12 protein-coding genes are annotated in these 12,201 nt (G+C 42.7%); 4 read left to right on the forward strand and 8 right to left on the reverse strand.

All coding sequences use genetic code 11. The annotated features are described in order from the left end of the window. Window positions 1-12: 12 nt before the first annotated feature. From ccoG to LH29_RS03465, 8 genes are all read right to left on the reverse strand, one after another. Complete coding sequence (gene ccoG / locus LH29_RS03430) at window positions 13-1,374, reverse strand: cytochrome c oxidase accessory protein CcoG (RefSeq protein ID WP_045026114.1); 1,362 nt, start codon at window positions 1,372-1,374, stop codon at window positions 13-15. 67 nt (window positions 1,375-1,441) lie between these two features. After that, entirely contained in the window at window positions 1,442-2,014 is a 573-nt protein-coding gene (locus tag LH29_RS03435) for a cbb3-type cytochrome c oxidase N-terminal domain-containing protein (RefSeq protein WP_052670576.1), read from the reverse strand. A gap of 11 nt (window positions 2,015-2,025) precedes the next feature. After that, a complete protein-coding gene (locus tag LH29_RS03440) occupies window positions 2,026-2,214 on the reverse strand; it encodes a hypothetical protein (RefSeq protein ID WP_045026115.1) in 189 nt (62 codons plus the stop codon). A 1-nt stretch (window position 2,215) separates the two neighbouring features. After that, window positions 2,216-4,681 (reverse strand): cytochrome-c oxidase, cbb3-type subunit I, encoded by a 2,466-nt coding sequence (ccoN, locus tag LH29_RS03445; protein WP_082063401.1) that lies wholly within the window; start codon window positions 4,679-4,681, stop codon window positions 2,216-2,218. Window positions 4,682-4,692: 11 nt separating this feature from the next. Next, window positions 4,693-4,884: a cbb3-type cytochrome oxidase assembly protein CcoS gene (ccoS, locus tag LH29_RS03450; RefSeq protein ID WP_045026116.1), complete on the reverse strand. Its 192-nt coding sequence runs from the start codon at window positions 4,882-4,884 to the stop codon at window positions 4,693-4,695. A 96-nt stretch (window positions 4,885-4,980) separates the two neighbouring features. Then, entirely contained in the window at window positions 4,981-5,856 is an 876-nt protein-coding gene (locus tag LH29_RS23610; RefSeq protein WP_082063402.1) for a c-type cytochrome, read from the reverse strand. Window positions 5,857-5,861: 5 nt separating this feature from the next. Further along, complete coding sequence (gene nrfD, locus LH29_RS03460) at window positions 5,862-7,220, reverse strand: NrfD/PsrC family molybdoenzyme membrane anchor subunit (protein WP_052670578.1); 1,359 nt, start codon at window positions 7,218-7,220, stop codon at window positions 5,862-5,864. Window positions 7,221-7,238: 18 nt separating this feature from the next. Then, window positions 7,239-8,156 carry a 4Fe-4S dicluster domain-containing protein gene (locus LH29_RS03465; protein ID WP_045026117.1) on the reverse strand — a complete coding sequence of 306 codons (918 nt, stop codon included), beginning with the start codon at window positions 8,154-8,156 and terminating at the stop codon, window positions 7,239-7,241. Between the two features lie 671 nt (window positions 8,157-8,827). On the opposite strand from LH29_RS03465, the gene LH29_RS03470 reads away from it, so the two are divergent. The 4 genes from LH29_RS03470 to LH29_RS03485 are packed head-to-tail and all read left to right on the forward strand — an operon-like array spanning window position 8,828 to window position 12,199. Beyond that, complete coding sequence (locus LH29_RS03470) at window positions 8,828-9,643, forward strand: SCO family protein (protein WP_052670579.1); 816 nt, start codon at window positions 8,828-8,830, stop codon at window positions 9,641-9,643. Window positions 9,644-9,653: 10 nt separating this feature from the next. Continuing rightward, window positions 9,654-11,267: a cytochrome c oxidase subunit I gene (locus LH29_RS03475; protein WP_045026118.1), complete on the forward strand. Its 1,614-nt coding sequence runs from the start codon at window positions 9,654-9,656 to the stop codon at window positions 11,265-11,267. Window position 11,268: 1 nt separating this feature from the next. Continuing rightward, complete coding sequence (locus LH29_RS03480) at window positions 11,269-11,898, forward strand: cytochrome c oxidase subunit 3 family protein (RefSeq protein WP_045028619.1); 630 nt, start codon at window positions 11,269-11,271, stop codon at window positions 11,896-11,898. A 10-nt stretch (window positions 11,899-11,908) separates the two neighbouring features. Then, window positions 11,909-12,199 (forward strand): cytochrome C oxidase subunit IV family protein, encoded by a 291-nt coding sequence (locus tag LH29_RS03485; protein ID WP_045026119.1) that lies wholly within the window; start codon window positions 11,909-11,911, stop codon window positions 12,197-12,199. Window positions 12,200-12,201 lie beyond the last annotated feature (2 nt).

Consider the following 12,201-nt stretch of genomic DNA (forward strand, 5'->3'; position numbering starts at 1 on the left):
CTGTCAGCTTCTTTATGGCCCTACAAAACTGGCTTTATAGGTTTCAATTAATTCATTATTGCTGAAAACTCCAAACTCAACCTCGGTTTTGTCACTCGTAACTTCGCTTTTAGGCAAGAAAAGAATAAATGTTGATTCGTACATATCCTGATCTTTCAAAATTATCGTGTTTCCGGCCATTTGAATTTTGCCATCATGAGAGATAACACGCAATTCAAGCGGAAGTTCGTCGTGTGTTTTATTTACTATTTTAATGTTGTAAACGTTCGATAAAGTTGTGTCCTGCTCCTGGTAAAGTAAACCCGGCGAGCGTAAAATAGTCGTTTCCAGTACCGGTCTCGAAAACAGTGTGTAAACAAAAAATGAGAAAATAAATAGCAGCACAACCGAATAGGCCCGGTTACGTGCATTCCATATTGAATTTTGCTGACCTTTTATTTGCGCTTCAGAAGCGTAACGAATTAAACCCGGCGGTTTTCCGGTAACATGCATAATTTTGTTACACTGATCGATACAGGCTGTGCAGTTAATACATTCCAGCTGCGAGCCGTTGCGGATATCGATACCCGTTGGGCACACCGAAATACACTGTTTACAATCGGTACAATCACCATCGCCCTGCCCGCCACGAGGTTCGCCCCGCACATAATCGTAAGTAACAGCTATTGATTTCGAGTCGAGCAAAACACCCTGCATACGTCCGTAAGGACAAACCATAGTGCAAATTTGCTCACGGAAAAACGAATACACCCAATAAAAGAATGCCGAAACCAGCAGCATAACCAAAAAACCAGAAATGTTTTGACTGATCGGTTCCCGTATCATTTCAAGCCAACGATCGCTGCCAATAAACCACATCAGAAAAACATTGGTCATGGCAACCGAGATAAGCATGAAAATACCGTGTTTCAGCGTTTTCTTAACAATTTTTTTTGTGGTCCACGGACTGTTGTCGAGTTTATGACGCTCGCGGTAATCGCCTTCAATCAGGTATTCGATTTTGCGAAACACCATTTCCAGAAATATGGTTTGCGGGCAAGTCCAACCGCACCACAGCCGGCCAAAAGTTACCGTAAACAACACTACAAAAAGAACAAACGAGAGCATTAAAAGTGCCAGGATAAAGGTATCCTGTGCCCAAAAAATGGCTCCGAAAATGATAAATTTCCGGTGGGCAATATCAAGTAAAATCAGTGGATTGCCGTTTACCCGAATAAATGGTACTCCAACCCAGAACAACAATAAAATGTAGCTAACGATGGTTCGGCGGTTAAACCATTTTCCCGAAGGCTTTTTGGCATATATCCATTTTCGTCCGCCCCGCTCGTTCCAGTTTATGGGGTAGTCTCTGAAGTCGAGTTTTTGATTTGCCATATGTTCAATTTGCAGATAAAAAAGATGGGAAACACTGTTCCCCACCATTTTTCGAGGTATTTATTTTCTATTCACATTTTTCTCCTTGCGGCTCCTTGGCATTGGCCGGATTTGTTCCTCTAAGAGTCATTATATAACTGGCCACTTTTTGGATTTTCTCGTCGCTCATTTGCGTTTTATAAGCGGTCATTCCTTTTGCCGGCACACCTTCTTTTATGGTATGAAACGCGCTTTCGAAATCGCATCCGTGCAGCGTGTAATCATCCGTTAGGTTGGGGCCGATCGCATTTCCTTCACCATTCATTCCGTGGCAGGCCATACAGGCCAAATCGGTGTAAATTTGCTTTCCTTCAGCAATCGATTCTTCATCGGTAAAAGCCACAAGATCTTCAGCAGAGATTGACGCAATTTGGTATTTTTCGTCGTGCTTCATTGATTTGTGCGCATATTCTTCATCCTGCAGGTTGCCTTCTTTTAACCAGAAATAGTAAGCTCCGTAAATAATCGACCAGCCGATGGTAATGTAGAATAACATCATTATCCATCGTGGCGGCGGATTATCCAACTCCTTAATCCCGTCGTAATCGTGATCCATCAGGTGCTCATCCTGCTCCAATATTTGTTTATTTTTATCTGACATAGCTGTATTTTTTAAGAATTGATATCGCGAGAATCGCCATCTGTTAGAATAGAGTTCTTTATATCTTCCATTTCCTGGTTTGGAATGCGCATGGTTCGAATAAAGATTACGATAAAGAGCAATACAAAAATGAGTAATCCGACGATGTAAAAAATCTGGATTCCTTCGATACTTGTTAATAGATTACTTACGATCTTCATTTTACTTGTTTTGCAGAGTTGTTAATACGTAGCTTGTAAGCTGTGTAATCTGTTTTTCGGAAAATTGCGTTTTATAAGGCACCATTCCCTTAGCTACATTTCCTTCTGAAATTGAATGGAACACTTCCTCAGGAGAGTTGCCGTGCAGCCACTCATCATCAACAAGGCTTGGGAATGTTGCGACTCCCTTTCCTTCCGGGCCGTGACAAACTACGCAGGTTGTCTGGAACATTTTCTCGCCGGCAGCCAGATCTTCAGCACTTGTTAAAAGCTTAACTTCTTTTTGATCGGTAGCCTCAGTGAATGATTCAGAATGTAATTCTACCTGGGCTACTTCCGGCTGCTCCGAAATGTCTTTTCCCAGTTTGTGCATGTAGGCGATCATTGCCACGATTTGTTTTTTCGCATCAGTTTCAATACCCGAAGCTTTTAGGTCGGCAACAATACCTTCGGCTTGTGCCAGGTAATCGTCAACAGCTTTTTCGTCGTATCCTTCGGGGTAAGGAACGCCAAGTGTTTGCATGGCCCTGATCTTTTTCGGTGTTTGCGAAAGATCGGTATTTTTAACCGCCAGCCACGCATAATTCGGCATTATCGACTGTTCGTTCATCTTTTGCGGATCCATAAAATGGTTGTAGTGCCATGCCGCATTTTTGTACATCGGGCCGCCAACCACTCCGGCGCGCGCCAAATCGGGACCGGTACGTTTCGATCCCCACTGGAACGGATAGTCGTAAACGAATTCTCCGATTTTTGAGTACTCGCCGTAACGATCGGTTTCCCAACGGAACGGGCGAACCATTTGCGAGTGACACACATAACAACCTTCTTTTACATAAAGGTCGCGGCCTTCGAGTTCAAGCGGTGTATATGGTTTTACCGATTCGATGGTTGGTACGTTCGATTTTATAAATATCATCGGGATGATCTCAACAGCTCCACCAATAGCCAGTGCAATAAATACGAGGATAGAGAAACGAACACCTTTTCTTTCCATCCAACGGTGTACGGTTTCTTTCATCGGGTTGCGGGCTCCGGCCAATACAAGGGCAGGTGCTTCGGCAGCTTCGTCGTTAACAAAACTTCCGGCAGCCATTGTTTTTGCCAGGTTGTAAACCATAATAAGGAATCCAACCAGGAAGAGAATTCCGGCAAAAATACGAGCTACGTACATCGGAATCAGCTGGGTTACTGTTTCCAGGAAGTTCGGGTACTGAAGGAAACCTTCCTCGGTGAAGTTTCTCCACATTAACCATTGTGTTACGGCAGCCCAATAAAGCGGGATGGCATAAACCAAAATGGCCAGTGTTGACAACCAAAAGTGTGTATTGGCTAATTTCTCGGAGAATAGTTTTGTTTTAAACAGTTTTGGTACCAGCCAGTAAAGCATACCAAATACAAGACCGCCGTTCCAGCCCATACCTCCAATGTGTACGTGAGCGATGGTCCAGTCGGTAAAGTGGGTAATTTGGTTTACTGATTTCAGCGACATCATCGGCCCTTCGAAAGTTGACATACCGTAAGCCGTTACGGCCACAACCATAAACTTAAGTGCGGCACTATCGCGAACACGATCCCAGGCGCCACGCAGGGTGAGCAAACCGTTTATCATACCACCCCAGCTTGGGGCAATAAGCATTATCGAGAACGTGGTTCCCAAAGCCTGAGCCCAGTTTGGCAAAGCCTGGTATAACAAGTGGTGTGGCCCTGCCCACATGTACAAAAATATAAGCGACCAAAAGTGAATAATCGACAGTTTGTACGAATAAATCGGGCGGTTAGCTGCTTTTGGCAGGTAGTAGTACATTAAACCAAGGAACGGTGTTGTTAGGAAAAATGCTACAGCATTGTGACCGTACCACCATTGTACCACCGCATCTTGCGCACCGGCATAAATGGAGTAACTTTTAAACAGCGAGATAGGCAGTTCAAAAGAGTTTACCACGTGCAACATGGCCACGCCAAGAAAAGTTGCCAGGTACCACCAAATGGCTGCATAAATGTGCTGAACCCGGCGAACAACAATTGTCCCGATCATGTTCCAACCAAAAACTACCCAAATTAGGGTAATCAAAATATCAATTGGCCATTCCAGTTCGGCATATTCTTTCGAGGTGGTAAATCCGGCCAGCAGCGTAACGGCTGCCAGTACAATAATGAGTTGCCAGCCCCAAAAGTGTATCTTACTTAAGGTATCGCTAAACATCCGGGTTTTTAGCAATTTCTGCATCGAGTAATACACTCCGGCAAAAATGGCATTTCCCACAAATGCAAAAATTATGGCATTGGTATGCAGTGGCCTCACCCTGCCAAAAGTGGTATATTCCAGACCAAAGTTGAATATAGGAAAGGCCAGCTGTGCCGCAGCAAGGATGCCCACCAGTACGCCAACAACACCCCAAACCAGTGTAGCCAGTATAAACAACTTAACTATTTTGTTGTCGTAATTAAATTTTTGATTTTCCATGAGTTGGATAATTATTTTTTATTATTCTTTTTTTCTTCATTGATTTCAGATTCCGATTCCACATCGTCGTCGTCAAAAAGCATCCGCATCGATGGAGTTTCGTTATCATCATACTGCCCCGATCGGACCGACCAGATAAAAGCGCCCAAAAAAATGAGTGCCACCAGTAAACTTACTCCTATAAGCAGATAAAAAATGTTCATCTTATTAAAACTGTTCTTTTTCAAACGTATAAGATGGAACTACCATGATTTCAATTCTATGTATAAATGATAAAAGTTTTATCATGGTCGTTTCATTTATTCCTCTTTGCCGGCCCGGCTAATTTTAAAAATCTGAAATACAACATAGCCAATGGTTCCCCAGGCACCTAAAACAGCTGCCAGGTACGATAGCAAAAGCCAGGTTTGTATATTTTCGTTGGTCGACCAAAGTATCTCTTCTTTAATAAGTACCGGAGTCGGTTTTGGCTGTCCTACTTTTGATGCGTCAAGCACCACATCTTCGGTAATGAATCCCTCGCCTAAGTCAACAACCAGTGTTACCATTCCCTGTTCGTCACCAATCAGGCTTTCCGGAATGGCATATTCCGCACGGCCTTCTTTGTTGGTAAGAACTTCTCCGATTGGGAGTGTTCCAAAGGCTTTTTGTGCACCAATTGAAATTGGGGTTTCAGCAAGAGCAACATAAACACTATCCTTGTTCTGATACTCGGCAAAAACTTCAACAATACGCTCGGCCTCGTTTACCGATGCCAGTACTTTTGCTTTTTTCGGCGGTTCTTCCACCAATAACGGTTCGGTATCGGGGCTGTAATTACGAATGTAATTTACCAAACGCCAGCGGTCGTCATCCGAAATGGTGGTTTCGAATTGTGGCATACCGCCGCGCCCGTGTGTAATTTTATAAAACAACTCGCCCTCGCTGTTGGCCTGCATAATGTCGCTGCTTACATCGGGTGGGGGAGGAATCAATGGTAAACCGTTGTTTTTCCCCGGATCACCGTGGCACGATTTACAATTGAGCAGGTAAAGGTCTTTACCCTTTTTTACATTCGCAAGATTATATTCTGACGGGTTCTCAATATTTTTCTGATCTTCAGGAACCAACCATTCCTGTGCCATTCCCTGCTGGGCAAGAAAAACTAACGCTACAAATAATAGTTTGATCTTCATGTTTTTTATTTTTTCGGTTCAGCAAGAATTTCTTTGTCAATACCTTTTTCCTCGGCGTACTCCCAAATGGTAATAACCGGGAACATTTTGGCCAGCACAGTAATAATAAGCAGCGCGGCCATGAAAGAGAAAATGGTGATCATGATCTCGATACTGGTTGGCGAATAATGTTTAAAATAGTCGGGCACATTCTGCACAGGCAAAAACGGGTGCTCCAGCGTTGGCACAACAATAATATATCGTTTTAACCACGAGGCTATAAGCACAAAAACCGAAATAATCGTTAGCGGCAAAGGTTTTCTGAAAAACCGGAAAAGCATCAAAAGTATGGGAAGAATTAATCCCAGCATTTGTGCCGACCAGAACATCGGAGCATAGCTTCCGGTAAACAGAGTACGCAGGTGAATACCTTCTGCGGTTTTCATTTTGTAGGCCGGAACCCAAAATTCGTTGATGTTGAAGTAGAGGTAAACCAGGCAAACAAAAACCAGTAATTTCCCCATGTAATCGAAGTGCAGGTCTTCAAAATATTCGCCTAAACGGTAACGAACTCGGTAGGCAAACATTAATATAACCACAGCGGCAGCACCGGCCACAAACGCACCGGCCACAAAGTAGGGCCCAAAAATGGTAGTATCCCAACCCGAGCGTAGTGTGGCGGCAAATAACCACGATGTTACGGTGTGGATAGATAAACCAACCGGAAGAATAAGTATCATAAGCACGCGCATGGAGTGTGCCACGAGCTTGTATTGTTTATCATTTCCTTTCCAGCCTAAAGCGAGTATTTTATACAACTGCATTTTCCATTTTGGAATATCGTCGCCGCCACGGTCGCGCAAAAGGGCAAGGTCGGGGATGAGTGGTATATAATATAACAATACCGAAATGGTTAAATAGGTGGTTACAACAGTAACATCCCATATAATTGGCGATGCAAAACGTCCGTGCAAGAATACGTTGAGAAAACGATCGGGGCGCCCCATGTCCATTACAATAATAATTCCGGCCAGTGCCACTGCAGCAATTGCAATCTGTTCGGCAACACGTGAAATAGGTTTCGACCAGCTAATTTTTAGCAGCTGTAACGACGAGCTGATTAAAAATCCGATCAAACTAACAGCCACAAAAAATACAAAGTTGGCAATGTACATTCCCCACGACACGTAATCGCGCATTCCGGTTACTCCCAGTCCGTCGCGAATTTGTATAAACCAACCCCACAAACCAACCGCGGCAAACATAACAAGTATGAAATACCAAAAACGGGTGAGCTCATCGCGTTTTACAATCGAGCGGGTGAGATCGAAAGTTATCTTATCCAATAATTTCCGGGATTCTTCCGGCGATTTTGTTTTTTCCATCGTTTAAAGTTTAGTCTGTTATGAGTGGTGATCTTCAATTTCGCCCTGAAATGGGAAAGCCCTGTCTTTTGGCGGCAGGTAATAAACACGCGGTTTGGTTCCCAGTTCTTCCATTAAAGTATAAGCAGCGTTATCTTTAATCAATTTGCTGAAACTGGTAGTTTCGTGCGTGGTTCCGTTTGTAACCGCATCTTCGTTTTGGTCGCCAAACCAGTAAACTCCGTTGGGGCACGACGAAACACATGTTGGTAGTTTACCGTCGCGTAAACGGTCGGCGCTAAACAAACATTTCGAAATGGTACCTTTTTTCTGCGGAACGTTAGCCTCGATATTGTAGGTAACGCCTTCGTATTTTTCGGCATCGCGTGGCTCAAACCAGTTGAAAACCCTTGCTGAATAAGGACAGGCAGCAATACAGAAACGACAACCAATGCAGCGTTCATTGTCAATAAGAACAATGCCGTCTTCGCGTTTAAACGTAGCGTTTACCGGGCATACCTTTGTACATGGCGGGTTATCGCAATGCTGACATGGTTTTGGCATGTAATACGGAGCTGTGTGCTCGGCATCCTGCATTTGCAACACATTAATATGGTGTTGTTCCGGACGCAGCTGGTGGTGTTTCTGGCAACCTTTCATACACTCGCGTGCATTCCGGCATTTCGATAAATCGATTACCATCACAAATTTACGGCCCGGCAAGCCTTTTCTTCCCCGTTTTTGATTTTCGGTAAGACTTGGCATATCAGCAGGTTTTAGCTGTGCTTTGTTTACTTCAACAAGTTCTCCACTCGATGTAAGCAGCTTAATTGTATCTCCCGAGGCGGTCTCCACCTGGTTACATGAACTTAAAAGACTGGAGCCTCCTACTAGTCCGGCTGCACCAACTGATACACCCAACTTTTTCACGAAACTTCTGCGTGATTTATTTTCCATAAACAGACATTTTTTTAGAACTATAGTGCTGAAATCAATACTTTTTTCAGCTGAATTTAGTTTCTCAACCTTACGAATTTATAAAATAAGCGCAAAGCGGCAAACTAATCCGGTCCTCTCAATAATAAAAGACTAAATTGACTTTAAATGTTATAAGTGAGTAAGTTACAGTGTTTTTGTGTATTTGTAAAATTTTATTTTTGGTATAATAACTTGATATCTGATGAGATAGGTTTTAGGGTTGAAAAAAATATTTTTTTCGGGTGAACAAATGCATTTTCGTGTTGTTTATAAAGGATTTTTTTGAAGACCTGAACGATGCATAAGTGTGACTAAGGTTACATAAAAATATGCTGTAAAACATATTCTAAATAAACCTTCATTGCCTTGCGCATGGCATAAAGATACAGGATTCTCTGAAAATTCAGGCCTCAAATATCCTGTATTTTCAGCGAAAATATTGCACGCAAGAAGTCAATTTGTAAAAAATCAAAAGAAACTTATTCTTTACATAAACATTATCAGTCTTTTGTGGTTTTAAGATATGAAATCAGGTAAAAAGGTATTATTGTATTTCGCCGGAATCGTGAAAATGATAAAACTTAAAACCTGTTATAACGTACTATTCATTTAAAAACTAAAATAAACCTTGCCGTATTGGTCTGGCTTCTATGAAAAAAACTGTAAATTATATTACAACGTTTCTTGCAGGTATCATTCTGCTACTTGCCAATGTTTCAAATGCTCAAAGCGTAATCAATCCTGCCGCTACCGACGATGATGTTGAAATCGGGGTGGTGGAACATCTTGACGATTATTTGCCCGACAGTATTTCGCTGATAAATGAAGCCGGCGAGCAGGTTTGGTTATCAGATTTAATTGATAAGCCAACAATATTGAATTTTGTTTACTATCGCTGTCCCGGAATTTGCAGCCCGCTAATGGAAGCTGTTGCCGGTGTGATGGACAAATCGGATCTTGTTCCCGGAGAGGATTACCAGGTATTAACCATTAGTTTTGATCCCAGTGAAACAATTGATTTGGGAATCAGGAAAAAAACAAATTACCTGCAGCTGATGAATAATGCCGACAAGGTGGAAGAAGCCAAAACCGGTTGGTTATTTTTTGTTTCCGACAGTGCAAGTATAATAAGGGCAACCTCGGCAACAGGTTTTAAATACAAAAAAACAGGTAACGATTTTCTGCATGCCGCATCGTTAATCGTTGTAAGCCCCGATGAAAAAATTACCCGATATTTAAATGGACTGTACTTTTTGCCTTTTGAATGGAAAATGGCCATTGTAGAAGCCTCGAAAGGCCAGTCGGGACCAACACTGAACAAAGTATTGCGTTTTTGTTATTCCTACGATCCGCAAGGACAAACATATGTATTAAATGTAACTAAAGTAAGCGGAACCATAATTATGTTTTTCGCGCTGGTTTTACTGCTGTACCTGGTATTAAAACCAAAGAAAAAAGTAAATTAAACTAAACTTTATGCATACAACAAATGCTGTTAATGGAGCAAACTACTTAACCTATCAGGGAAAATACAAAGGTTTGCTCGGATGGATTTTTTCCACTGACCATAAACGTATTGGTCTTCTTTATCTGTATTCGATAGCTACCATGTTTGCAACCGGTGTTTTGTTGGGGCTTGCCATGAAATTTGAACTGCTGGCTCCCGGTAAAACCATTATGGATGCACAAACCTATAACGCTACGTTTACCGTTCATGGTGTTATAATGATTTTTATGGTGGTGGTGCCCGGTTTACCCGCGGTTTTCGGAAACCTGATGTTGCCCATAATGATTGGCGCAAAAGATGTGGCTTTCCCAAAACTCAACCTGCTTTCGTGGTGGTTGTACGTTACCGGAGTGGTTTTGGTACTTTGTGCCCTGCTGTTCGGATCGGGAACTCCCGACACCGGCTGGACCTTTTACGCACCCTACAGTTTTAAAAGCGGAACCAACCTGCTGCCTGCCATATTCGGGGCATTTGTGTTAGGTTTTTCATCCATTCTTACCGGTTTGAACTTTTTGGTGACCATTCACCGTTTGCGTTGTCCCGGCATGAAATGGTCGAAACTTCCGTTATTCGTTTGGACCTTGTACGGAACCGCCTGGATTCAGTTACTGGCAACGCCGGTTGTGGGTATTACCCTGGTGTTGGTAGCCCTCGAACGAGTGTTCGGAGTAGGCATTTTTGATCCGGCTTTGGGCGGCGATCCTGTTCTGTATCAACACCTGTTCTGGATTTATTCGCACCCGGCAGTTTATATTATGATTCTGCCTGCTATGGGAGCCATTTCAGAGATTATTCCAACTTTCTCGCAAAAACATATTTTTGGATATAAAGCAATTATCGCGTCAACAATGGCCATTGCTTTTGTGGGCTACCTGGTTTGGGGGCACCACATGTTTACGGCCGGAATGAGCGGTACTGCACAATATTATTTTTCACTCCTCACATTTATAGTTGCCATACCAAGTGCAATTAAAGTTTTTAACTGGATATCGACGATGTATAAGGGATCGATCAATATCCAAACGCCCTTTTACTGGGCAGTGTCATTTATTTTTGTGTTTATGGTTGGTGGTTTAAGCGGCCTGGTTTTGGGGGCACTGGCTACCGATATTTATGTGCACGACACTGCCTTTGTTGTTGCCCATTTCCATTACATTGTTTTTGGCGGTACCGGCTTTGCCTTTTTTGCGGCAATGCACTACTGGTTCCCAAAAATATTTGGAAGAATGTATGATAAGGCCTGGGCCAATATTGGCTGGCTGGTTTTCTTTATTGGTTTTCTGGCGTTGTATTCGCCCATGTTCTATCTCGGAATGATGGGAATGCCAAGGCGTTATTACGACTACCTGGAAGAGTTCCATGGAGGAAATATCCTGAGCACGCTGGGCTCGTGGGTATTGGTAACCGGTTTTATCATCATTGTTGTAAACCTGGTTCGTTCGGCACGAAAAGGAGCACCTGCAGAGGTGAATCCGTGGCACAGTAAAACACTGGAATGGACAGTTCCATCGCCGCCGCCTGTATTGAATTTCGATAAAGAACCGGTATTAGGAGAAAAAGACGGACCTTATAACTATGAATAATATGGCTGAACATCAACATGCACATGTAGAGCACCCCGACATGTACGATCCAGAATCGTCGAAAATCGGAATGTGGCTGTTTATTTTTACAGAACTACTGTTGTTTGGCGGCCTGTTTATCGTTTATTCGGTTTATCGGTACATGAATCCCGACGCCTTTCACCTGGCAGCTGAAGAACTAAACACCTTTATTGGCGCGTTTAACACCGTTATTCTTCTGGTAAGTAGTATGACGATTGCCATGTCGACCACCGCTTTGCAGAAAGGACACAAAAAAGTGGCCATTGCACTGGTAGTAATAACTTTTATTATCGGCATTGGCTTTTTGGTGAATAAGTACTTTGAGTGGGGCATAAAATTCTCGCACGGAATATGGCCGGGATCAGAACAAATGCTGAATGAAATGAGCCAGGGCGAAATCCTTTTCTTTGGTTTGTACTTTGTAATGACCGGATTGCATGCACTGCACATTATTGTGGGCCTCATAATTATGGGATTTGCCATTAAAGGTGTTGCCAACGGAAAAGTAAATGCCAAACGCCCGTCGTTACTCGATAACTGCGGCTTGTACTGGCACCTTGTCGATTTGATTTGGATTTTCCTGTTCCCGCTATTTTATCTCATCCATTAAAACTAACACTATGTCAGAAGATAAACATCATCATATCGTTCCGTACCGTTTATACGTAATTGTACTGGTTGCATTGCTGGTACTTACTTTTGCGTCGATAGGAATTACCTCGATAGAACTGGGCGAATTTACCGTTGCCGCAGCCTTGTTGTTTGCTGTTGTAAAATCAGTTCTGGTGTTAACTTATTTTATGCACCTGAAATACGACAAACCATACATAAAACTTATGGTGGCCTTTGTATTTGCCATTTTTGTGGTTGTGATTGTGATAACCTTTTTAGATTACCTCTATAGAGTATAACT

Source organism: Draconibacterium sediminis (genome assembly GCF_000949475.1).
Taxonomy (GTDB): Bacteria; Bacteroidota; Bacteroidia; order Bacteroidales; family Prolixibacteraceae; genus Draconibacterium; species Draconibacterium sediminis.